The sequence below is a fragment of the Atopobiaceae bacterium genome (assembly GCA_022483015.1).
Lineage (GTDB): Bacteria > Actinomycetota > Coriobacteriia > Coriobacteriales > Atopobiaceae > JALCUE01.
In genome coordinates, this window is record JAKVOB010000001.1 from 114324 (window position 1) to 138210 (window position 23887).

The 23887-nt window shown below is 66.2% G+C and carries 21 protein-coding genes; 5 read left to right on the forward strand and 16 right to left on the reverse strand.

Annotated elements, in window-relative coordinates:
- Position 1: 1 nt before the first annotated feature.
- Complete coding sequence (locus LKE50_00470) at positions 2–715, reverse strand: alpha/beta hydrolase (protein ID MCH3967118.1); 714 nt, start codon at positions 713–715, stop codon at positions 2–4.
- Between the two features lie 296 nt (positions 716–1011).
- On the opposite strand from LKE50_00470, the gene LKE50_00475 reads away from it, so the two are divergent.
- On the forward strand, positions 1012–4098 hold the full coding sequence (locus LKE50_00475) for a hypothetical protein (protein ID MCH3967119.1): 3087 nt from the start codon (positions 1012–1014) through the stop codon (positions 4096–4098).
- A 4-nt stretch (positions 4099–4102) separates the two neighbouring features.
- Here the strand turns inward: LKE50_00475 and LKE50_00480 are convergent, their stop codons facing one another.
- From LKE50_00480 to LKE50_00490, 3 genes are all read right to left on the reverse strand, one after another.
- Positions 4103–5509, reverse strand: a complete 1407-nt coding sequence (locus LKE50_00480) for a LuxR C-terminal-related transcriptional regulator (protein MCH3967120.1) — start codon at positions 5507–5509, stop codon at positions 4103–4105.
- Positions 5510–5520: 11 nt separating this feature from the next.
- The gene (gene hisS / locus LKE50_00485) at positions 5521–6837 is read right to left on the reverse strand and encodes a histidine--tRNA ligase (protein ID MCH3967121.1); all 1317 of its coding nucleotides are present in this window, start codon (positions 6835–6837) and stop codon (positions 5521–5523) included.
- A 264-nt stretch (positions 6838–7101) separates the two neighbouring features.
- Positions 7102–8139, reverse strand: coding sequence for a branched-chain amino acid aminotransferase (locus tag LKE50_00490; protein ID MCH3967122.1), 1038 nt, complete (start codon positions 8137–8139; stop codon positions 7102–7104).
- 192 nt (positions 8140–8331) lie between these two features.
- Between LKE50_00490 and LKE50_00495 the strand changes: the two genes are divergently transcribed.
- Positions 8332–9363: a beta-eliminating lyase-related protein gene (locus LKE50_00495; protein ID MCH3967123.1), complete on the forward strand. Its 1032-nt coding sequence runs from the start codon at positions 8332–8334 to the stop codon at positions 9361–9363.
- A 2-nt stretch (positions 9364–9365) separates the two neighbouring features.
- A complete protein-coding gene (locus LKE50_00500) occupies positions 9366–10337 on the forward strand; it encodes a DMT family transporter (GenBank protein ID MCH3967124.1) in 972 nt (323 codons plus the stop codon).
- A gap of 29 nt (positions 10338–10366) precedes the next feature.
- Here LKE50_00500 and LKE50_00505 read toward each other — a convergent pair whose 3' ends face one another.
- Together LKE50_00505 and LKE50_00510 are read right to left on the reverse strand one after the other, a co-directional pair.
- A complete protein-coding gene (locus LKE50_00505) occupies positions 10367–11290 on the reverse strand; it encodes a DMT family transporter (GenBank protein ID MCH3967125.1) in 924 nt (307 codons plus the stop codon).
- Positions 11290–11940: an HAD family phosphatase gene (locus LKE50_00510; protein ID MCH3967126.1), complete on the reverse strand. Its 651-nt coding sequence runs from the start codon at positions 11938–11940 to the stop codon at positions 11290–11292. The genes LKE50_00505 and LKE50_00510 overlap by 1 nt, the downstream gene beginning before the upstream one ends.
- 117 nt (positions 11941–12057) lie before the next feature.
- Between LKE50_00510 and LKE50_00515 the strand changes: the two genes are divergently transcribed.
- Positions 12058–13029 carry a restriction endonuclease gene (locus LKE50_00515; protein ID MCH3967127.1) on the forward strand — a complete coding sequence of 324 codons (972 nt, stop codon included), beginning with the start codon at positions 12058–12060 and terminating at the stop codon, positions 13027–13029.
- 13 nt (positions 13030–13042) lie between these two features.
- Here the strand turns inward: LKE50_00515 and leuB are convergent, their stop codons facing one another.
- Positions 13043–14173 carry a 3-isopropylmalate dehydrogenase gene (gene leuB, locus LKE50_00520; GenBank protein MCH3967128.1) on the reverse strand — a complete coding sequence of 377 codons (1131 nt, stop codon included), beginning with the start codon at positions 14171–14173 and terminating at the stop codon, positions 13043–13045.
- A 214-nt stretch (positions 14174–14387) separates the two neighbouring features.
- On the opposite strand from leuB, the gene LKE50_00525 reads away from it, so the two are divergent.
- Positions 14388–15254: a DegV family EDD domain-containing protein gene (locus tag LKE50_00525; protein ID MCH3967129.1), complete on the forward strand. Its 867-nt coding sequence runs from the start codon at positions 14388–14390 to the stop codon at positions 15252–15254.
- Positions 15255–15267: 13 nt separating this feature from the next.
- On the opposite strand, the gene LKE50_00530 is transcribed toward LKE50_00525, so the two are convergent.
- The 9 genes from LKE50_00530 to LKE50_00570 all read right to left on the reverse strand — a co-directional run bounded on the left by LKE50_00530 (position 15268) and on the right by LKE50_00570 (position 23685).
- Complete coding sequence (locus LKE50_00530; GenBank protein MCH3967130.1) at positions 15268–15768, reverse strand: 3-isopropylmalate dehydratase small subunit; 501 nt, start codon at positions 15766–15768, stop codon at positions 15268–15270.
- 45 nt (positions 15769–15813) lie between these two features.
- Complete coding sequence (leuC, locus tag LKE50_00535; protein MCH3967131.1) at positions 15814–17082, reverse strand: 3-isopropylmalate dehydratase large subunit; 1269 nt, start codon at positions 17080–17082, stop codon at positions 15814–15816.
- A 138-nt stretch (positions 17083–17220) separates the two neighbouring features.
- On the reverse strand, positions 17221–18756 hold the full coding sequence (locus tag LKE50_00540; protein MCH3967132.1) for a 2-isopropylmalate synthase: 1536 nt from the start codon (positions 18754–18756) through the stop codon (positions 17221–17223).
- 309 nt (positions 18757–19065) lie between these two features.
- Entirely contained in the window at positions 19066–19989 is a 924-nt protein-coding gene (locus LKE50_00545; protein ID MCH3967133.1) for an HD-GYP domain-containing protein, read from the reverse strand.
- A gap of 127 nt (positions 19990–20116) precedes the next feature.
- The gene (locus LKE50_00550) at positions 20117–21031 is read right to left on the reverse strand and encodes an SPFH domain-containing protein (protein ID MCH3967134.1); all 915 of its coding nucleotides are present in this window, start codon (positions 21029–21031) and stop codon (positions 20117–20119) included.
- 48 nt (positions 21032–21079) lie between these two features.
- Positions 21080–21349, reverse strand: a complete 270-nt coding sequence (locus LKE50_00555) for a type II toxin-antitoxin system RelE/ParE family toxin (GenBank protein MCH3967135.1) — start codon at positions 21347–21349, stop codon at positions 21080–21082.
- Complete coding sequence (locus tag LKE50_00560; GenBank protein MCH3967136.1) at positions 21342–21647, reverse strand: hypothetical protein; 306 nt, start codon at positions 21645–21647, stop codon at positions 21342–21344. The genes LKE50_00555 and LKE50_00560 overlap by 8 nt, the downstream gene beginning before the upstream one ends.
- 102 nt (positions 21648–21749) lie before the next feature.
- Complete coding sequence (locus LKE50_00565) at positions 21750–22526, reverse strand: Cof-type HAD-IIB family hydrolase (protein MCH3967137.1); 777 nt, start codon at positions 22524–22526, stop codon at positions 21750–21752.
- Between the two features lie 4 nt (positions 22527–22530).
- On the reverse strand, positions 22531–23685 hold the full coding sequence (locus LKE50_00570; protein MCH3967138.1) for an aminotransferase class I/II-fold pyridoxal phosphate-dependent enzyme: 1155 nt from the start codon (positions 23683–23685) through the stop codon (positions 22531–22533).
- Positions 23686–23887 lie beyond the last annotated feature (202 nt).

Here is a 23887-nt window from a genome sequence, read left to right on the forward strand (position 1 = left end):
CTCATCCAGGGATAGGGGCATCGCCGTCCTGGGAAGCGACAGGGCTGATGCCAGCCTCGCCCAACAGCTCGGCAAGCATCCCCGCATAAAGGTCGGGATGGCGAAGCGACAGCTCGCCGTGGCCCATGCCTTCCAAGACCCGTAGCTCGGCATGAGGCACAGCCGCAGCGATGAGCTCGGCAGATTCGCGCATTGGACGAGGCTCCTTGCTCCCCACGCAGACGAACATAGGTGCCGTCGCCTGGGAGAATCCTGGCTTGAGCGAATAGCTCCCATTAGCTCGCACCACGGCCGAGAGCGTGGCGGGCCTCATGCGACGGCTGTCCTCGAAGTAGAGGTCGAACTCATCGTCAGGGAGCGCGAGCGACTTGGCCTGCGCCCGGGCGAACCACTCGTGCTGGGCCAGCCCAGCGACCGCTCCGCTGACCGTAGCCATCGCCCCCGTACCCGACAGAGACACCACGCAGGCACTCTCGATGAGAGCCGCATCAGCAATGTCAGGATCCTGACTCAGGGCCTCGACAACAATCTGCGCCCCGATGGAAAGCCCCGCCACCACAGCCACGTGGCCTGCGCACTCCTCACGCACGTAGGAGACCAGATTCGAGGCTGAGTCCTCGATCGATACGAAGGGCGTCTCCGCATCGGCGCCGTGCCCGTCGATGATGGGGAGGACGAAGCAAAGGGGACCGAGACGTCGCTGGACCTGCACCATCACGGGCTTCCATGACCAGCTTGACAGGCCTCCGCCATGGACGAGGATCATGCAAGGTCGATCGAGGGGACCTTCCACCTCAAAACGCATGAGAACCTCCCTGGTCGCTCCCCGCCAAAGGGATGCTTGGCTCTGCAATGGTTACTACCCATTCATCGACAGCGATGCGTTGTACCAGCTCACAGCGTGGGTTCGTATAAGTGAACCTTGTCTGAAGGCCCTTCTCTGCCATATGGTCCCCATGATGGGCGCAAAGCCCAACAAAGAGTACCCGCGCGCGACGGATGGGGGACATCATGAAGAGGCTCTGGAACATGTCGCAGACGACGAAGGTGATTCTCTGCTCGATCTTCGTCCTTGTGTTGGTCATCGAGCCGAACCTGTCGCTCGCAGCCCCCTGGTTCACCTCCCAGAAGGCCTATGGCGAGACGGCCGTCGCCGCGCAGGAGGCTGCGGCCACGGAAGGGCAGGCAGCCACGCCCGAGGCAACCGTGGCGGAGGAGCCTGTCGCCGCTGAGGAGCCTGCGGTCGAGGAGCAGGAGCCTGTCGCCGTCGAGGAAGGGCCTTCGGCCGAGGCACCTGCCGCTGAGGAGCCTGCAACCGAGGAGCAGACCGCTGACGAGGCCGTGGAGCCCACACCCGCCGAGAGCCCGGTTGCAGTCGAGGCCACATCGCCCGTCACCACCCCCACAGCCGAGGTCGCCTCGACCACATCTGCGACCAGCGCACCGTCCTCCAGCACCTCGACGCCCGCACAGGACACGCTCGTACCCATGGCCGCCACGGATGTGGCCGTCAGCTATGACGGTGGGTCCGTCAGTGTGGACAGCGGCACGTTCTCATTCGGTACCTCGGGCGTCAGCATGGGCGTCCTGATTGAGGGCACGCGCTATGACGGCACGAGCAGCACCTTGTCCCTGACCGACGGCGAAAGCGTCACACTCGAGCTCTCGTTCCCCGAAGGGCAGGACAAGTCCGCGACCGTCACGCTCGGCCAGGGCAACTCAAAGACCATCCTCTCGGGCGACGCCGACAAGAACTTCTCGTTCACCATGAGCTCCGACATCACCCAGATAGCCATCAGCATCCAGGACCTCTCCTCGGCCGAACTCTCCTATGAGAACAACAAGGTCGTGCCGAGCGCCGGCACCTTCACGTTTGGGAGCACGGGCGTCACTGCCAAGGCCACGGTCGGTGGCGTGGACTACACGGGCGACTCCGGGGACATCATCGGTGTCATCGGGAGCCAGGTGGTCCTCACGTTCGACGGCATCCCCTCCGACAAGGTGGTGACCGTCGAGAAGGACGGCTCCAAGACCACCATCGACCCTACCGCCTCGGACAAGACCTTTACGTTCGCATTGGGTACCTCATCCACTCAAGTGAACATCTCGGTCGATGACGTCACCACCACGTCGATCATGTACCAGAGCGAGAAGCTCACCCCGACCGATGGCAGCTTCGCATTCACCCCCACGGGCATAGCCTGCACGGTCAAGGTGGGCGGGACGGGATATCAGGGCAGTTCCGCCGACATCCCCGCACCCATCGGCAGCACCGTCGAGATCACGTTCACCGGCATCCCCGCAGGCGGCAAGGCCGACGTCAGCGTGGGTGGTCAGCAGAGGCAAGTCACCTCGGCCAATCCCACGGTCTCGTTCACCATGGACCAGAGCACGAACCAGATCCAGGTCGACCTTCCGTCCACGACGATCGTCTGGTCAGGCGGAACACCTACGGTCCAAGGAGGCACCTTCACCTTTGGCACCATAGGGTTGACCATGACGGCAAAGGTAGGGGGAAGCAGCTACACCGGAAGCTCGGTACAGATCCCAGCGCTCTCGGGCGAGACGGTCGCACTCGACTTCGACGTCCCAACAGGCAAGTCCGTGCTTGTCGAGGTGCAGACCGCAGGCGGTCCTCAGAGCAAGACGCTGACCTCGAGCGACCACGCCTTCTCGTTCACCATGGACGAGAACTCGGGGACGGTCACCGTAGGCACCTCGACCACCCTCAGCCTGAGCTCCACGTATGATGCCACCTACCAGTCGACCTATGCCAGCATCCAGTACCGCGTGAACGGGGGTGTCTGGACCGACCTCGCCACGAACACCACGGCGGGCACAGGTCAGTCCCAGCAAGGAACCACCTATACCTACACCCTGCCGAGCGGCACGGCAGACGTCAGGATCATCCAGCCCACCGATGGCACCGGAAAGCTCACCACCAACGGGGGCAAAGGCTGGATGGGGTCGTTCCAGAGCCCCTCGGGCACGGGCGTCCTACAGCCCTATCCCAGCGAGTTCAACGCCAACACCGGCTATGAGATAGACGGCTATGGCGTAGGCTCGTACACCATCGGCTTCACGCCCGCGTTCTGGTCGCTGTTCTGGGACAGCAAGACCGGTGGGTCCGTCCGCGATCAGGACGTGCTCACCAACGGCACCTGTCTCATCCAGGACTTCACCACCAACCCAGCCATCGTGCAGCAGGCCTCCCACCAGCAGGCCGATGGCACCGAGGGCTACGTGATGCTCAACAGCAACACCGCGACCATCACGGCCACGCTCACCCCCGCCCGTGGCTACCAGGTCCTCTCGACCAACATCAAGGACTCTGGCGGCAGCCAGATAGCCCTCACGGCAGACGCCAACAATGCCTGCACGTTCACGTTCAACGTCGCCAACAACGCGAACACGGCCATCACCGGTGCCTTCACCAAGGTCGATGACTCCGCCGAGGAGACGAGCGGCAGCCTCACATCCGCCAGCGTCTCCGACACGAACTCGGTCATCGACTCCGGCAACCTGGACATGAAGGTCGCTGATGCCGCCACCGACACGGCAGCCACCACAGTCACGGACGGCGGCACCGCGGTGGCCACCTACGACGTGAACCTCGACCAGTATTGGAACCAAGGCACGAGCTCGGCCCGCTGGACGAAGAACCTCACCGACCTTGGCGACACGGTGACGTTCACGCTCCAGCTCGCCGACGGCCTCCAGCTCGCCGACGGCGAGACCTACCAGGTCGTGCGCACCCACAATGGTGTGGATACGGTCGTGGACTCCACCTATGACGCCGCGACCAACTCGCTCACCGTCTCGTCCGACAAGTTCTCCGAGTTCACACTCGTGAAGAGCGCCGAGGCTGTCGTGACCCCCACCACGCCAGCTGCGACGACCACGGCCGCCGCGTCGGGCACGGCGTCCACACCCACCATCGCCGCGGTGTCGACCACGTCCTCCACGACCTCGACCCCCAAGACCGCGGACCCGCTGCCGACCACCCTCCTGGCAGGGTTTGCGACCTGCGGCATCGTGGCCCTTGGCATCGGTCTCGCACGCAGGGGACGGACTCGTCGGGACGAGGACGGCCGCTAGGCTGCTAGTCCTCCCAGAACCGCTTCGAGAGACCGGCGCGCGTCTGCGTGCCGGTCTTCTCGTATACCGAGGAGAGGTGCCTCTGCACCATGCGAAGGGATATCCCGAGGTCGATCGCCACCTGCTTGAGGGGCGCCTCGGTGGTGACGACCGGCTCCAGGACCTCGCGCTCGCGGGGCGTGAGGTGGTAGGTCTCCTGGAAGAGGCCCATGCGCTCGTCGAGACTGAGGGCAGGGGTCGGCGTGGGCCCGTCAGACACCGGCGTGAGCCAGGTCGAGGCCTCAGACATGACCAGGAACAGCGACAGCGCGATGCCCACGAAGAGCACCAGGTCGACGATGAAGATCAGGATGATGTCGCCCGACTGCACGAGCGCGAGCGACGGGATGGCGATGGCAAGCGCCACGGCGTTGTTGAGCGCACGCCCCATACCAGCCCAGAGCGACGGACGCTTGGTGAGCGGCGCGAGGATGAGGAACGACGAGGTGAGGTAGACCGCGTAGAACCCAGACGAGAGGAAGAAGATGACGGCACAGAGCCAGGCGCTCCCACCCTCCTCGAGCACGAGCACCGCGATGGTCGAGAGCATGGCCATGCAGAACATCACGATCGGCATGGGACGACGGTCCTTGAGGTCGAACGTACAGCCGGCAAGCAGGGCGCTCGCCGCCAGGAGGAGCCGTGGCCATGAGGCGAGCTGCACGTCCCCACGGGCATTGGCCATGGTGACGATGTTGTCGAGCGTCCCGAAGAGGCAGGTCATGAGCACGATCGCGACGACCATGCCGACAAGCTCACGACGGAGGCCACGGGCGGCACCCCCGTCAAGGTCTGGCGCGGCCTTCGCCTCCACGTCATCGGCGGCAGGGAGATGGACCTCCCCACCAGCACGTCCGAGGCAGAGGATGAGACCTACGCCTGCGACCGCAAGGAGGCAGAGCTCGAGGGGCATCGACCCCAACAGGTTGTTCACCAGGAACTGCAGGAGCAGCCCGGCCGCGTACGAGACCGCCACGAGCCGGGACAGATAGGGCCCGGCGAACGAGACCGACGCCACCCGATGCGCCGCTGCCCCGGCGATGCCGAGGACGACGAACGCCACGCAGCCGACGGCCTGGACGGCAGAGGCATCCCCGAGCAGGAAGACGACCACGAACGAGACGGCGAGGACCGCCGCGCCGACGGCCTGCGAGAGGGACCTCCGCTCGTGAAGCACACGCTCGAGCGGGGCATAGGCGACGAAGCCGACGACGCTCGCTCCCAGCACGAGACCTTGGGCCAAGACGACCGACTCCGAGCCGACCAGCCCGCCCATGACGGTGTCGAAGCAGAACTCCCCCGTGAGGAAGACGAAGAAGAACAGGGCGAGGGCGGCCACGGAGGTCGCGGCATCCCGTATCGCGCGCAGCATCCCCAGCCTCCTTACCCCAGGAGCTCTTGGACCTTCTCGACCAGCTGGGCCTGCGGCACCGTGACCTGCTCGTGCGTGGCCATGTCACGAAGGGTCGCCGTCTGGGCGGCCACCTCGTCGGGACCGAGCACCACGCAGACGCGCGCATGGTGCTTGTCGGCCTGCTTGAACTGGCTCTTGAGCGAGCGGCCCTGGTAGTCGGCCTCGCAGCGGATACCGGCCTGGCGCAGGGCGAGCGTCAGCGGGAAGACCTTCTCGCGGAGGTCTGCCTCGGTGTTCGCCACATAGACGCAGGAGGGGTCCTCACCCGCAAGGTCCACCCCAGCGTCCTCGAGCGCGAGCACGATGCGCTCGAAGCCCACGGCGAACCCGATGCCTGGGGTGGGCTTGCCGCCCTCGAGCTCCATGAGGCCGTCGTAGCGACCGCCGCCACCGATGGCACCGATGTTGGCATCACCCGCATACTCGACCTCGAAGACGGTCCGGGTGTAGTAGTCGAGGCCACGCACGAGCGTCGGGTCCTCGTCATAGGCGATGCCTGCCTCGTCGAGGTAGCGCTTGACCTGCGCATAGTGGGCCGCGCAGTCGTCGCAGAGCGAGTCGGGCAGCTTGGGTGCGCCCTCCATCACCTCGTTGCAGTGCGGGTTCTTGCAGTCGAACGCACGCAGGGGGTTGATCTGGGCGCGCTCGATGCAGTCCTCGCACATCTCGTCGGCGTGGTCGAGGATGAAGGCGCGGACCTTGTCGCGGTAGGCGGGGCGACAGGCCGCATCGCCCATCGAGTTGATCATGAGGTGGAGCTTGGAGGCATCGAGCCCGAGGCGCTTGTAGAACTCCATGAGGATGATGATGCACTCGGCGTCGGCCGCAGGGTCAGGTGCCCCGAGCCACTCCATGCCCACCTGGTGGAACTGGCGGAGGCGCCCCTTCTGCGGACGCTCGCCGCGGAACATCGGCTCGGCGTACCAGAGCTTCACCGGCGCCCCGCCCTGCGGGACGAGGTTGTTCTCCACGGCCGAGCGCACCACGCCGGCCGTCCCCTCCGGACGCAGCGCCAGACGCTGGCGAGGCTTGAGATGCGACTCCCCGCCGGCCGAGAACACGCCTTCGAGCAGCGCACCCGAGAAGACGCGGAACATCTCCTTGCGCACCACGTCGGTCGACTCGCCGATGCCATGGACGAAGGTGTCGACCTGCTCCATGGCAGGGGTCTCCATGAGGTCGAAGCCGTAGGCATCGAAGAGGTCGCGGGCCACGTCCTGCATGCGCTGCCAGGCACGCATGTACCCTCCGATAAGGTCCTCGGTACCCTGTGCCTTCTGTGCCATGAGCGGTGTCCCTTCACGTGTGGCCGCGGCGCGGCCCGATACAGCGTGGTCAAGTATAGAGCAAGGTCGCACGAGGACCGCGAGCTCGGCCCCCGCGGAGCAGTGACCTCGCGCGCGGGCTTGCTCCCAGAAGCGGAAGGACGGCGTGCCTCGCGCCTGAACCCCATCGAGGCACTACGGCACCGATTGGGTCTCCCGACATATAGGGAAAGGGGCCCGGCCATGACAGCCGAGCCCCTTCTGCGCCATCGGACGAAGCCGGCACTAGCAGATCTTGTAGATCCAGCTGTCGGGATCGGCGATCTTGCCCGACTGGATGCCCGTGAGGGTCTCGCGGAGCTTGGTCATGACCGGGCCAGGCTTCTCCATGCCGGCACCGATGACGGTGGTGTCACCGTGGTCGTCGATCTCACCCACCGGGGAGATGACGGCAGCGGTGCCGCAGAGGCCCGCCTCCACGAACTTGCCGTCCTTGACCTCCTGGAACTTGACCGGACGCTCGTCGACCTTCATGCCCAGGATGTTCTGGGCCACATAGACGAGACTGCGACGGGTGATGGAGGGCAGGATCGAGTCCGTGAAGGACTTGGGCACCACGAGCGTGCCGTCCTTGTCGACGAACAGGATGTTCGCGCCACCGGTCTCCTCCACGTAGGTATGGGTCTCGGGGTCGAGGTAGAGGTTGTCGTTGAAGCCGGCCTCGTGTGCGAGCTCGTAGGGGTACAGGCTCATCGCGTAGTTGAGGCCCGCCTTGATGTTGCCGGTGCCATGGGGCGCGGCACGGTCGTAGTCGGGGATACGGATGGCGATGGGCACGGCGCCACCCTTGAAGTAGGGGCCGACCGGCGTGACCAGGATGCGGAACTGGTAGGAGTCGGCAGGCTTGACACCGATGACCTCGCCCGTCGCGAACATGAGCGGACGCACGTAGAGCGTGGCGCCGGAGCCGAAGGGCGGCACCCAGGCGGCATTGGCCTTGACGACCTGCTTGACGGCCTCGACGAACTTGTCCTCGGGGAACTGCGGCATGACGAGGCGAGCCTCGGAGTCGGCCATGCGCTTGGCGTTGAGGTTGGGACGGAAGCAGACGATGTCACCGTTCTCGGTGGTGTAGGCCTTGAGACCCTCGAAGCACTCCTGGCAGTAGTGGAGGATGCCGGAGCACTCGGAGAGCGTGACGGTGTGGTCGGTGGTTAGACCGCCTTCCTCCCATGCGCCGTCATGGTAGTTGCAGACATAGCTGTAGTCGGTCTTCTGGTACGCGAAGGTCAGGCTACCCCAGTCCAGGTTCTTCTTCTCCATGCTGTGCTCCTCCACTGCTTGGGACACCCGCAACGACGCTGCGGGTTAGCGAAGAATTGTACCTCGCGACACAGGGGCCACGCCGTCCTGTAGCACATCGGAAACAGAAGCGGGCAGCGTACGGGCCCCATGCCGCCCATGAGCCCGTACCGCTAGAATGTCCTGGACGACCCAGCGAGACAGGAGCATCGCATGCGCATGTTCGACAACGACTATTCCGAGGGGGCGGCGCCCCAGGTGCTGCAGGCCCTCATCGCCACCAACGCCGAGCAGTGCCCGGGCTATACCGAGGGAGACCCCCACTGCGACCATGCGCGCGAGCTCATACGCGAGGCCTGCGCCGCACCTGGTGCCGACGTCGAGTTCTGCATCGGCGGCACCTCGGCCAACCTCGTCGGCGTCACGGGCATGCTCCGCGACTTCGAGGGCGTCGTCTGCACCAAGGACGCCCACATCGTGGTGCACGAGACCGGTGCCATCGCCGCCTGCGGACGGAGCGTCCTACCCACCCAGGACGCGGACGGGTTCCTCTCGCCCGCCGAGGCCGAGCGCGTCTGGCATGCCCAGACCTCGTGCGGCAGGCACATGACCCGTCCGGCCGTGGTCTACATCTCAGACACCACCGAGCTCGGCGGCGTGTGGACCCGCGCGCGCTTCGATGCCGTCTGCGACTGGGCGGACTCCCATGACCTCAAGGTCTACCTCGACGGGGCGCGCCTGGGCTGTGCCCTCACCGCCGAGAGCTCCGACCTCGACCTCACGCACATCGCGCGGCGCTGCGCCGCCTTCACCATCGGGGGGACCAAGAACGGGGCCCTCTTCGGGGAGGCCATGGTCATCAACGACCCGATGCTCAAGCGCTCCTTCCCCTACCTCGTGAAGGAGCGTGGCGGCCTCATGGCCAAGGGACGCCTGCTGGGCGTGCAGTTCGAGACCCTCATGCAGGACGGCCTCTACTGGCAGCTTGCCGAGCACTCCAACGGGTGCGCCTGCGCCCTGCGCGACGGCCTGGTGGCCGCCGGCCTCAAGCCCTACGTCGCAAGCGACTCCAACCAGCAGTTCTTCGTGGTCACCAACGAGCAGGCTGCACGTCTCTGTGAGGCCTGCAGCTGCGAGAGCTTCTTCTGGCCTGACGCCGAGCACACCGTGGTCCGCTTCACCTGCTCATGGGCGACCTCGGCAGCCGACGTGGCCGAGCTCGTCGAGTTCGCCGGGAACCTCTAGGCATGGCGGAACGCGTGACGCCCGAGGCTGCGGCCCACACCACCCATGACCCCCTCTCCCGCCCGCTCGTGGTGGCCGCGCTCGCCTGCCTGGCATGCCTGCTCTGGGGGTCGGCCGTCCCGGTGACGCGTATCGGCTTCGGGCTCTTCGGCATCGACTCGGACCAGACGGGCAACCAGCTGCTCTTCGCGGGGATCCGCTTCATGCTCTCGGGCACCTGCGTCACCATCGCATGGGCGCTTCTCGCCCGCAGGCATGGCACGCTCGCACGCCCACGTGCCCTCGACCTGCGCCATGCGGCCGTGGTGGGCCTGTTCCAGACGTTCGGCCAGTACCTGCTCTATTACGTGGGGCTCGCCCACGCCACGGGCGTCACCGGATCGCTCGTGCAGGGGCTGGGCGTGTTCGTCTCGCTCCTGGCGGCATGCCTGCTCTTCCGCATGGAACGCCTCACGGAGCGCAAGGTGCTGGGCTGCGTCGTGGGCTTCGCCGGGCTCGTGGTGGCAGACTACGGCAGCCTCTCGAACGGCATCGGCTTCACCTTCCTCGGGGAGGGGCTCATCATGCTCTCGTCCGTGGCGACGGCCCTGGCCGGCCCCTTCGTGCGGCGCTACTCCACCGAGACGGACCCCATCCTCATGTGCGGCCTGCAGTTCGTGATGGGAGGGGCGGCCCTCACGTGCATAGGGGTGGCCCTCGGCGGGAGCTTCTCGGTGAGCACGCTCCCGCAGGCGGGCACGCTCGCCTGGCTCGTGATGGTCTCGGCCGTGGCCTACGGCACCTGGAGCGTGCTGCTCGCCCACAACGACGTGAGCCATGTGACCGTCTATGGGTTCATGACGCCCGTCTTCGGGGTGCTGCTCTCGCTGCTGCTCCTGGGTGACGAGGGCAATCCCGTGACGGTCCTCACCTTCGTGGCGCTGGCACTCGTGTGCGCCGGCATCATCACGGTGAACTCCGGCAAGGAGGGGTGAGCTCCCCCGCTCGGCCTCGTTCCCTCGCGCTACCCCTGTGCCCTGCCGCGCCTTCCCGGTAGCGCCTCCACGATGGCAGGCCCCGCCTCCGAGAACGCGATGGCGCAGAAGATGAGGGCGAAGCCCGCCACGAGCCTCGGCGTCAGCGCCTCGCCGGCGAACGCCACCGAGAAGGCCACGCCGCTCGGGCTCTCGAGCGACGAGAGGAGCGCCCCTGCCGTGGGATCGACCTTGGTGAAGGCATGGTTCATGGCTGCCAGGCAGCCGAACGAGCAGACCACCGCCAGGAACGCCAGCACGCAGATGTTGCTCGCGCTCCAGACGGAGGCCGGGGGTGCCTGCTCGGTCGCGAGCGAGCAGGCGACCGAAGCCACGCCCATGACCACGAACTGCCAGAACGTGATGGCCCAGACGTCGTGCGACTGTCCCCAGCGGTTCACGGCGACCATCTGGAAGGCATAGAACACGGCGCCCACCAGGGTGAGCAGGTCGCCCAGGTTGAGGGGGAGGCCGCCGTCGAGCGCCACGAGGCCCAGGCCGCAGAGGCAGACGAAGGCCGCGATCACGTTGTGGCGCTCGGGCCTGCCGAGGTGCGCGGCCCACATGCAGAACGGCACGAGCACGCAGTAGCATCCCGTGAGGAAGGCGTTCTTGCCCGGCGTGGTGAGCGTGAGGCCGAAGGTCTGGAAGGCATAGCCCGCCCACGAGAACACACCGATGACGAGACCTGCCACGACCGTCTGCCTGTCGAGGTGCGCACGGATCCGACGCCGGAAGACCACGAGCATGATGAGGGCCGCCGAGACGAAGCGCGTCGAGAGCAGGAGGAACACCGGGAACTGGCTCACGGCGTCCTTCATCACGAAGAACGAGAACCCCCAGGTGAGCGCACAGCCGACCAGAAGGAGCTTACAGAAGGACGATGAGTCCGCGAGCCGCCTGACCTTCTCCATCAGCGCCCCGCGAGCGAGAATCCCTCGAAGGTATCGATCGACTCGTCGGCGGCGGACGTGTCCTGCACGACCGAGCCCGCCTTGACCCCGATGACATAGGCACCGGCCGCGTTGGCGGCGGCGATCCCACTCGGCGAGTCCTCGAAGACGACGGTCGCGGAGCCCATGGCCCCGAGGTTGTCCATCGACGCCAGGTAGCAGGCAGGGTCAGGCTTGCAGGCATCGACCATGTCTCCGCACACCACCGAGTCGAAGAGGTCGGCCATATGCAGGCGGTCGAGCGCGAAGAGGATGTCTGAGGCCTTCGTGGTGGAGACGAGCCCCACCGGGATGTTGGAGCGGCGGAGCGAGCGGACCAGGCGCACGACGCCAGGGATGGGAGCGAGCTCGAGGTCGCGATAGATGTCGACGCCGTCGGCATCCTCCTCGAGATAGCGCTCGTAGGTGAGGTCGGACCCGAGGGACTCGAGGAGGGCCGGGATGGAGTCCTCGCCTGCCGTGCCAGCCAGGGCCTCGACCTGCTCCGTGGTGGGATCGAGCCCGAGCCGCCGCAGGGTGGCCATGTTGCGTCTGGCGCCAAGGACCTCCGTGTCACAGATGACGCCGTCGAAGTCGAACAGGACGCACTCGATGTCCTCCGGCCTTGCCATGGGTCCTCCTTGGGTCGCATGCCGACGTGCCACAACACGCCCCAGCATACCAGCCAGGCAGCCCTGCGCTATCCTGATCGGCAGGCACACAAGGTAAGCGCGGACGAGAGGGACGAGATGGCGGAAGCTCCAGCTGGCCTGGCGGGATGGCTCATGCCCGTGGCCTGCCTCGCCCTCGCGGCGCTCCTGGTCGTGCTCGGCATCCGGCTCGTCAGGCGCCTCCGCGCCCGCAGGCTCTCACGCGAGTTCCGGACGCGCTTCGGAATGGAGCCGGGACGAGGCATCCACCTGACCCGACGTCGCGCGAAGTCACAGGGGAGCAGCTATGTCCTCGCCTTCCCCCGCTGGGCACGGGCGAACCGGGACGGCTCCCATGACGACCGCTCGAACGACAGGGGGACGCACCACGGCACCTGTCAGCTCGACCTCGACTCCTACACGCTCACCTGCACGGACCCGATCATGATGGCTGGCCTCGTCAGTGACCTGCGCCGTCGCGGTGCCGTCATCGAGCCGTGCGCACTCGAGCGCCTCAAGGCGGAACGGATGGGGCGGACCCGGACGAGACGGGGCGCCCTCGACTCGCTCGAGGACATATGCCGGGCCTATGCCGACGAGCCTGCCGGCTTCGAGCGGCTCTGCGCCGACCTGCTGCGCTCGCAGGGTCATACCTGCGAGGTCACGCCCGCATCCAACGACGGTGGCTATGACATCGTCTGCAGGCGTGGGGACGTCCTCGACATGCTCGTCGAGTGCAAGTGCTTCTCGCAGGGCACCGTGGTGGGACGTCCCCTCGTGCAGAAGCTCGTGGGAGCAGACCAGGGACCTGACGGGGCGTTGGCCCCCCACCTGCTGTTCATGACCACGTCGCGCTACAGCTCCCAGGCCCAGGCCTATGCCGCCGAGACGGGCGTCTCGCTGATAGACGGCGGGCAGCTGCTCCGCATGCTCGAGGAGCAGGGCCTCCTGGGGGGCGCGGAGACGGAAGAGGCCGCCGCGGGCACGGCTGCCGATGGCTGGCAGCTGACCCGCGACGACCTCATGAGGCACTATCCACCCGACTGGTTTGTGGGACAGGACCGCCCCTGAGCGACCCGTGGCGCTAGACCCTCGCCGCCACCGCATCCCCCATGGCGACCGTGCCCAGGATGTGGTCCTTCGGCGTGGTGGCATCCGCGATGTCGACCGTACGCCAACCGTCATCGAGCACGGCGCCCACGGCCGCCTCGACCTCGTCGGCCGCCTCGTCAAGGTCGAGGCCGTGACGCAGGAGCATCGCCACCGAGAGGATCTGGGCGAGCGGGTTGGCGATGCCCTTCCCCGCGATGTCAGGCGCGCTGCCATGGCTGGGCTCGAACAGGGGCGTGCCCTCGCCCAGGCTCGCGCTCGCAAGCATGCCGAGCGACCCCGTGAGCATGGAGGCCTCGTCCGAGAGGATGTCACCGAAGGTGTTCTCGGTCACGAGGATGTCGAACTGGCCAGGGTTGTCCACGAGCTGCATGGCACAGTTGTCCACGAGCATGTCGTTCGAGGCGACCGTGGGGTACTCGGCGGCCACGCGATGCGCGACGCTGCGCCACAGCCGGCTGCACTCGAGCACGTTGGCCTTGTCGACCGAGGTCACACGGCCATGCTCGTGCTTTGCGGCCGCCTCGTAGGCGAAGCGGACCACACGCTCGATCTCGCCCTCGGTGTACTCGCACTTGTCCGACGTGTAGACGCCCGCGGCGCCATCCAGGCCGGCACCGGGCACGTTCTCCCGACGCTCGCGCTCACCGAAGTAGAGGCCCCCCGTGAGCTCACGGACGATGAGCATGTTGACGCCGGACAGGCGCTCGGGACGGAGCGGGCTCGCGTCGGCGAGCGCGGACCAGATCTGGACCGGCCGCAGGTTGATGTGCAGTCCCAGCTGCTTCCTGATGCCCAGGAGCCCCTGCTCGGGACGGGGCGCGCCAGGTTCGGTCGTGTCCCACTTGGGGCCGCCCACCGCGGCAAGCAGGACGGCGTCGGCCGCGCGGGCCGCGTCCATCGTCGCCTCGGGCAACGCCGTGGGCCTCTCGCCTGCCGCACGCGTCGCGTCGATGGCGCAACCGCCGATGAGCTGGTCCGTGCACTCGAAGGCAATGCCGTGCTTGGCACCCACGGCTGCGAGCACCTTCTTGCCCTCGGCGATGATCTCGGGGCCGATGCCGTCGCCGGGAAGCGTGCAGATCCTGAAGGTCTTTGTCATCATGATCACCAATCTTCGAGTTTGCTTCTGACCAGAGTAGCGTATGCGGGAGCACCGATGGCTCGCCCAGGCACACCGCCCGCCCACGTTTTCGAACCGGGCCATGCCATCGCTCAGGTGACATCCCGTCGTGCCAGCGTATCGCTGCCATTGAGCGTAGACTGTTTTTGAATCTCCGTCCTAGCCACGTCATCCTCGTCTCTCTGAGGGAGCGCCCATGTCTGAGTACATCGTCGTCACCGAGAGCGGTTCGGACATCACCTGCGACTGCGCCGCCCGGGAGGGCATCGTCGTCGTCCCCATGCACGTCACGTTCGGCGATGAGAGCCGGGACGATGACGGGAGCTTCGATCCCGAGGTCATCTACGACCACTACCGCACGACCGGCGAGCTGCCCCACACCTCGGGCTGCTCGCCCCATGACTTCGAGCTCGCCTTTGACCGCATCCACACCGAGCATCCGAGCGCACAGATCATCTACCTCGCCTACTCGGCCATCACCACGGTGAGCCATGCCTCCGCGTTGGTCGCAGCCGAGGGACGTGGCTATGTCCACGCCTACGACACCAAGAGCGTCTCGTCGGGCCTGCACATGGTCGTCACCAACGTGGCCCGTTGGCTCCGCGCCAACCCTGACGTCACGATCGGCGAGGTCGATGCATTCGTGGCAGACCAGGTCGACCGCATCCGAATGGCCTTCATCCCCGGGGACCTTGATTACCTGCGCGCAGGCGGGCGCCTGTCGAACGCGGCCTTCCTGGGCGCCATGCTCCTCCGGATCAAGCCGACGGTCGAGATCGTCGATGGGCAGCTGGTCGCGACCGAGAAGCGCCGCGGCTCGATGTACAAGTGCTCGATCGACCTCACCGACCACTTCCTCGATCACGAGCCGCTCGACACCGGTCGTGTGACCTTCATCTACTCCGTCGGCGACAAGCCGGACCATCACATCCGTGCGGTGGTGGAGGGCATGGTGGGCCGTCGGGGGTTCGACGAGGTCGAGTGGGTCAAGACCGGCGCCATCATCTCGTCGCACTGCGGGCCTGGGGCCTTCGGCATCGTCGGACTCACCGCCAAGGCCTAGGCCCCAAGGGCCGTCACTCCCGTTCGCCCAGGGTACGCCTGGTGTGTGCCACGAGCCCTCCCTCATCGATGATCTCCTTGATGAAGGGTGGGAACGGCTGGGCCGAGAAGCTCTGGCCGTTCGTCTCGTCGGTGATGGTGCCGGAGTCGGCGTCCACGCTCACCTTGTCGCCGGCCTTGATGGCATCGACGGCCTCGGGGCACTCCATGATGGCGAGGCCCGTGTTGATCGAGTTGCGATAGAAGATGCGTGCGAAGCTCTTGGCGATGACGCACGAGACGCCGGCGGCCTTGAGCGCCACGGGCGCATGCTCTCGGCTCGAGCCACAGCCGAAGTTCTCCTCGGCCACGATGATGTCACCGGGCCTGACCGTGGTCGCGAACGTGGGGTCGAGGTCGCACATCGCGTGCTGTGCGAGCTCGGCCGGGTCTGACGTGTTGAGATAGCGCGCGGGGATGATGACATCGGTGTCGACGTCGCGCCCGTAGCGGAAGACCGTTCCCTCGAAGTGCATGGCAGCTCCTCTCGTGGTGGCGCCCGGAGGCGTCGCGTGGCAGTGTTAGTCGAGGTCCGTAGGCAGGGCGATGTGGCCCGCGACGGCGCTCGCCGCGGCGACGGCAGGGCCGGCCAGGTAGACCTCGCTCGTGACGTCGCCCATGCGGCCCACGAAGTTGCGGTTGGTGGTCGAGACGCACCGCTCCCCCGCCGCGAGGATCCCCATGTAACCACCCAGGCAGGGGCCGCAGGTGGGCGTCGAGAAGACGCAGTGGGCGTCCACGAAGACGTCGGCGAGTCCCTCGTCCATGCACTGCTTGAAGACGGCCTGCGTGGCCGGGATCACGATGCAGCGCACGCCATCGGCCACGGTGCGGCCGCGCAGGACGTCGGCCGCCGCACGCATGTCCTCGATGCGACCGTTGGTGCAGGAGCCGATGACGGCCTGGTCGATCCGCACGTCGCGTGACTCCGTGACAGGGCGCGTGTTGGAGGGCAGGTGCGGCCAGGCGACGGTCGGGACGATATCGGCACCATCGATCTTGATGGTACGGGCATACTCGGCGTCCGGGTCGGAGTGGTACTCGGTGTAGGGACGCTCCGTGCGGTCCTTGAGCCAGGTGCGCGCGACGTCGTCGACCTCCATGAGACCGGCCTTGCCGCCGGCCTCGATGGCCATGTTCGAGATGGTCATGCGGCCTTCCATCGACAGGTCGTGGATGGCCGAGCCGGTGAACTCCATGGCCTGGTAGAGCGCTCCGTCGACACCGATCATGCCGATGACGTAGAGGATGATGTCCTTGGCGGTCGCACCAGGGGCGAGCTCGCCGTCGATCTGGAAGCGGATGGTGGAGGGCACCTTGAACCAGGCACGGCCCGTGGCCAGCCCCACGCCGGCGTCAGTCGATCCCACGCCGGTCGAGAAGGCCCCAAGCGCCCCATAGGTACAGGTATGGGAGTCGGCACCGATCATGAGGTCGCCAGGGCCCACCACGCCCTTCTCGGGGAGGAGCGCATGCTCGATGCCGGCACAGCCCGTCTCGTAGTAGTGGGTGATGTGATGGGCATGGGCGAACTCGCGCATGGTCTTGGTCTGCTCGGCGCTCTTGATGTCCTTGTTGGGGGCATAGTGATCAGGCACGAGGCACACGCGGTCGCGGTCGAACACCTCCGTCGCACCGAGCTCGTCGAACACCTTGATGGCGATGGGTGCCGTGATGTCGTTGGCGAGCACGAGGTCGAGGTCGCACTCGATGAGCTGGCCAGGGCGCACCTCATCGAGCCCGGCATGGGCCGCCAGTATCTTCTCTGCCATTGTCATAGGACGTGCCATGTGGTTCTCCTCTCATCCTTCTGCGTCAGCAAGGGTCGGCATGCGAGGCCTTCGCTCGGGACCTCGCAGACCGACCCCATCGCCTGCCGGGTCATAGGACAGCCAGCGGGCTACGGTTGCTTCGGTAACGACCAGCGACTACTCCGCGCCCGTCTCGCGCTCTGACGTGAGCAGGCGGTTGAGGGCGTTGAGGTAGGCCTTGGCCGAGCTCACGATGATGTCGCCGTCGCTCCCGCGACCGGTGAAGACCTCGCCCCCCGCAGCCGTCACGCGGATGGTGACCTCGCCCAGGGCGTCGATGCCACGCGTCACGGCCTTGACCGAGAACTCGGTGAGGTCGTTCGAGACGCCCACGATCTTGTTGACGGCCTTGTAGACGGCGTCGACCGGGCCGGTGCCATAGGCGCAGTCGGTGGTGGTGTTGCCGTCCTCGTCGGTGAGCGTGATGGTCGCCGTGGGCGTGAGCGGGAAGCCACAGCTGATCTGCACCGCGTCGAGGCTCCAGATGGCCTTGGTCGACCGGTCGCGCTCGTGGATGATCGACTCGAGGTCCTCGTCGTAGACCTCCTTCTTCTTGTCGGCCACCTCCAGGAAGGCCTGGTAGATCTTGTCGAACTCCTCGTCGGCGAAGGTGTAGCCGAGCTCGGCGTAGCGGTGGCGCAGCGCGGCATGGCCGGAACGGGCCGAGAGGATGATCTGCGAGCCACCGGCGCCGACGTCGGCCGGGTCGATGATCTCGTAGGTGTCGCGCGCCTTCAGGACGCCGTCCTGGTGGATGCCCGAGGAGTGGGCGAAGGCGTTCGCGCCCACGATGGCCTTGTTGGGCTGCACGTTGATGCCCGTGATGGAGCTCACGAGCTTGGAGGCGTGGCAGAGCTCCTGGGTGACCACGTCCGTGTGGGCGTCGAGGTCGTCGCCATGCATGCGGATGGCCATGACGACCTCCTCCATGGCGGTGTTGCCGGCACGCTCGCCCAGGCCGTTGATGGTGCACTCGATCTGCGTGGCCCCCTTGGCCACGGCATCGAGCGCCAGCGCCGTCGCCATGCCGAGGTCGTTGTGGGTGTGGACGGCGATGGTCACGTCCTCGATGCCGTCCACGCGCTCGCGCAGGTCCTCGATCCGGGCACCGAACTGCCACGGCATGGAATAGCCCGTGGTGTCGGGGATGTTGACCACGGTGGCACCGGCCTTGACGGCCGCCTGGATCACGCGGACGAGGAAGTCCTCGTCGGACCTGCCAGCGTCCTCGGCATAGAACTCGACGTCATCGACGTAGTTGCGGGCGTACTTCACGCAGTGGATGGCCCGCTCGACGCACTCGTCCTCAGAGATCTTGAGCTTCTCCTTGAGGTGGGTGGGGCTCACGCCCAGTCCGGTGTGGATGCGCGGGCGCTTGGCGGTCTTGAGCGCCTCGGCCGCGACGTCGATGTCCTTGTCGACCGCGCGGGTGAGACCGCAGACGACGCAGTCATCCCCTGCGATGCGACCGATCTCGCTCACGCTCTTGAAGTCGCCAGGGCTCGAGATGGGGAACCCGGCCTCGATCACGTCGACCTTCATGCGCACGAGCTGCCGCGCGATGATGAGCTTCTCCTCGGTGTTCATGCTGGCACCGGGGGACTGCTCCCCGTCACGAAGCGTGGTGTCGAAGATGGCGATCTTGCGGGTCATGGCTTCCTCCTGCTCTAAGACCTGTCAAGGCCTTGACGGGGAACCGTATGGCTCGCGTGATGCAGGGGAAGGAGACGGTGACGCACGCGAGGCAAGGGTTCCAAGATGGGAACGCGGACGCGTGCGAGAGACGAGGTGTCCTAGCGCGCGCCCTTGGTAAGGAGCGTGGCAAGCGATAGGAGCGCTAGGCAACGGGTGGCCGGGGCGGGCTGGATCATGTGTGCCGCCTCCTGCATGGGCATGCCTCTCGTCGATGCGCAGGGCCCAGAGCCCCGCGGTTGCGAGAAGGATAGCACGATTCGTGCCCCATCACACCTCCGGGGACAGGATTCCCCTCTTTATGAGGACGCGCACCAGCGCCTCCACATACTCGGGATCGAACTGGGTGCCGGAGCAACGCCTGAGCTCGACGACGGCTGCCTCGGGAGAGATGCCCTTGTGATAGGGACGGCTCGTCACCATGGCGTCATAGGCGTCGGCCACGGCGATGACCTTGGCTGCAGGCTCGATCTGGTCTCCCGTCAACCCGTCAGGGTACCCGGTCCCATCGACGTGCTCGTGATGCTGCCTCAGGATTGATGCCACCCGGTCGCCGAGCACCGGCTTGGCTATCTGCTCGGACCAGACGCTGTGGTCCTTCATGATCTTGTACTCCTCGTCGGTGAGACGCCCCGGCTTGGTGAGGATCTCTATCGGGACGAGCTCCTTGCCGATGTCATGGAAGCGGGCAGCGAACTGGAGCATCGAGACCTCGTCCTCGGGAAAGTCCGTCTCGTGGGCGACCGCCCCCACGAGGGCCCTCACCCGCTCGCAGTGCGCCAGGGTGTCACCGTCGCGCTCCTGGAGGTCCTCGAGCGGCGGCATGAGCGAGCTCGTCCAAGCGACGTCGTCCTCGTAGGTCGAGCCCGTCGAGACGCAGAAGAGCTCCGATGCCTCGCTCGCGAGATAGACGACATCCGCCCTGAGGTCCGACAGCGTGAATACGTCACCGGGCAGCAAGACGATGTCAGGCTCACCCTTGGGACTCAGGACGAGCCTGCCCGAAAGGAGGTAGTACTCCTCGAAGTCTCCCGTGTCGACCGGCCTGAACACCCCGCAGGCGTTCTCATCGAACTGGAAGACGAGCGTGTCGGTGTTGCGATCGCTGCAGACGCGCACGACGCGGGCATGCGAGAAGTCCTGGACGTAGCGGCCCTCGTACCCCTCATGATGATAGACGGAGATGCCCTCCATGGGCCCGCTCCTCGCCTCTGCCTGCACCCCCACGGATAAGACTGATGAGGTTCTTACCCCCAAGCCAGCGAAGGAGCCGGAACAGCTCAGACTGCGTCGCGAGCGGTCCGGTTATCCCGCCGAGCGACTAGCGGGTCGGCGCGGCAGGACCGTCCTTGGTGGCCTCGTTGCCCGTGACGATGGCACGCGTGATCTCGTCGTTGAGCTGGTTGAAGCCTCCGGGGGTCGATGCGGGGAGCACGACCGTCTTGGCATTGCCCGACTCGGAGAGGCTCCTCATGACGTCGAGGTACTGGTTGAACATGACGATCTGGTTGACGTCCTCGATGTCCATGCCCACGGCCTGCAGGCTCTTGATCTGGTCGACGATGCCGTCGGCGATCTCACGACGGTAGTTTGCCTGTCCCTCGCCCTGGAGGCGCGTCTTCTCGGCGTCGGCCGTGGCCTGGGTCACGATCTCGATGCGCTTGGCCTCGGCACGCTCGCGGGTGGCCTCCTTCTCGCGCTGGGCGGCGTTGATGGAGTCCATGGCCTTCTTGACCGAGGGGGAGGGGTCGATGGACGTGATCAGGGTCTTGATCACGTCGAAGCCGAACCGCTTCATCTCGGTGCCGACGGTCTCCTGCACGTCGAGGGCGACGTCGTCCTTCTTGGCGAAGGCGTCGTCGAGCGTGAGCTTGGGGATGGCCGAGCGCAGGGCGTCCTCCATGTAGGACTGGAGCTGGAGGGCCGGGTCCGCGAGCTGGTAGTAGGCCGTGGGGACGTTGGTCTCGTCCACGCGGTACTGGGCGGAGGCGACGACGTTCACGAAGACGTTGTCGAGCGTCTTGGTCTCGAGGCTGACGTCGAGCTGCTCGATGCGCAGGCTCATCCTGGCCGCGATGCGGTCGATGAAGGGGGCCTTCACATGGAACCCTGCCGTCACGTACTTGTCGTACTTGCCCAGGCGCTCGATGACGAACGCCTTCTGCTGGGGCACGATGTAGAACGATCCCGTCACGACCATGACGATGAGGACGAGGATGACGAGGAATGTGATCACGATGACCTCCTGGGGCTCACACACTACCAACGGAACACACACTTGGTGCTACCTCACGCGTGGACCGTAGAGAACGTCAAGCAACACGACCTGGTTGCCATCATAGCGATAGATGATGACGAACGGACTGACCACGAGCTTCCTGATGTCCTCACCAAACCGCTCGATTACCGTCTCGCGAATCAGGCGGGAGCCCATCTCAGGAAAGACCGAAAGCCCATGGACCGACTCGAGTAGCCTCTCAAGGATTCGATCTGATGACACATCTGCCATGGCCCGTACGAACTCGTTCGTATATATGAGGGGAGTATCAGGCATGGCAAGCCTGTTGCGCTCGCCCTGCCCTCAGCTCCTTGATACGGCTCTCTCCCTCTTCCATCGAATAGACCCGACCAGCCTCCACATCCGCGAGACCGCGTGCGATGCCCTCGTTCACGCGTTCCTCGAAGGCAAGCTGCTCGGCCTTCCGCTGGACATACTCGTCCAGCACCTCCTCGGAGCACAGCACGTAGGCACCATGCCCGTTCTCCGTGATGCGAACGAGGCCTTTCCTGGCCTCCTCACGCACGGCAGCAGAGTCCTTCGAGAGGGCGCTCACCGGAAAGATGGCCTCCATGTCACTCCCTCCATCTGCGTTACGTTGGCATGGATGATACTACCATGTTCAGTATATCTTCGGAACATCTGAGGAACATATTCTGATTATTCGGCGTCAGTCTTATACCAACCCGAGCCTGGCGCAGGCGTTCCAGATGCCGTCATCGTCGACCGACGTGGTGACGAGGTCGGCCGCGGCCTTGGCACCCGGGGTCCCGTTGGCCATGGCCACCCCACAGCCCACGGCCGCCAGCATCGAGGCGTCATTGTCGCCGTCGCCGAAGGCCACGGCCTCGTCGAGCGTGAGGCCCATGCGCGCGAGCGTGGCCTTGACGCCCTCGGGCTTGCCACCCGTGGCGGGGATGACGTCGCAGAAGACGTCGCACCAGCGTGTGGTGGCCACGCCCTCGACGGCCTCGGTGATGAGGTGATCCCGCGACGGGTCCTGGAAGGCACAGAACTGGTAGACGTCGTGCGTGAGGCCGCGGCGGACGTCGCCCACGGTGTAGGTGAGGTTGGCGTTGCTCCCCGCCTCGAGCACGCGCGGCGAGAGGGCGCTCACGTAGGAGCAGGTCTCCTCCATCACGAGGATGTCGTAGCGACCCTCCTCGCACTGGCCGATGATGCCGGCCACGGCAGCGGGGGCGATCGGGTTCTTGAGATAGATGCCATCAGCGTCGAAGCAGAGCTGCCCCGAGAGGAGCACGTAGGCATCGAAGCCGTCCTCGACGCACGGTTGGAGCTGGTAGCGGGGACGGCCCGAGGCGACGCAGCACCTGATGCCCTTCTCGCGCAGGCACGCCAGGGCGTTCCTGGTGGACTGTGACATCCGGTGCGTCCTGGTGCTCACCATGGTGCCGTCGATGTCGAAGAAGGCGGCCCGTATCCGAGATGGCATCGCGCTACATCCCTGCCCGTCCGATGGCGGCCACGGCCTCACGGATCCTCTCGGGAGGTAGCACGAGGGCGAAGCGCACGTAGCCCTCGCCGTGGGGGCCGAAGCTCGCCCCGGGGGTCACGATGACGCCGGCACGCTCCATGAGGCGCAGGCAGAACTCCATGGAGTCCCCGCCGCCGGGGATGTGCGCCCAGACGAAGAGGGTGCCGTGCGCGTTGGGGCGCTCCCAGCCGATGGCCTCGAGGCCGTCGCATAGCGCGTCACGTCGGTCCTGGTAGGCCAGGCGCTGGGTCTCCACCTGCTCGAGCGGGCCGGTGAGCGCGGCGATGGCGGCATGCTGGATGGGATAGAACATGCCGAAGTCGATCTGGCTCCTGAGCTTGCGTAGGGCCGCGACCACGTCGGGGCGTCCCACCAGGAAGCTGATGCGGGCACCCGTCACGTTGAACGACTTCGAGAGGCTGAAGAACTCCACGCCCACATCGGCTGCCCCCGGATTGTTGAGGAAGCTCCTGCCGGCCACGCCGTCAAAGACGATGTCGGAGTAGGCGTTGTCATGGATGATGAGGATGTCGTGCTGACGCGCGAAGGCGATGACCTGCTCGTAGACCTCAGGCGTGCCCACCGAGCCCACCGGGTTCGCCGGGAGCGACACCACCATGTACTTGGCACGGTCGGCGACGGCAGGGTCGATGCCTGCCACATATGGCAGGAAGTCGTGCTCGGCCACGAGCGGATAGTACTCGAGCCTGGCCCCGCCGAGGAGGCTGCCCGCCTGGAACACCGGGTAGCACGGGTCGGGGATGAGCACGGTGTCACCCTCGTCGAGGAGCGCCATCCCGAGGTGCCCCATCCCCTCCTGCGTGCCGTTGACCGAGCAGACCATGTCGGGCGTGATGGAGACGCCGAAGCGGCGCTGGTAGTAGGAGCAGACGGCCTCGAGCATCTCGGGGAGGTCATGCAGGCTGTACTTCCAGTCCTCGGGGTGCTGGGCACTCTGCACGAGGGCGTCGACCACGTGCGCCGGGGGAGCGAAGTCGGGCGTGCCCACCGAGAGGTCGTAGATGGTCCTGCCCTGGGCCTCGAGGTCGAGGCGCTTTGCCTGCAGGGACGAGAAGACCTCGTCGCCGAAGAGGTCGAGGCGATGTGAGAGCTGCATGGGATGCCTTTCGAGAAGGACGTGAGAGACCTGGGTCGATGGTTCCACGATACCCCAATGCCACGGGAGAGCCGCGGCACGAGGTGGGATGGGCCGCGCGGAGGCGAGGCGACCGCCCATGTCTCCCGCCCCTGCGACCCCCCAGGGTCCCTCTCGGTAGAGGAAAGACAGCCTCCCGACACATCTTTCCCGCCCGGTCGTG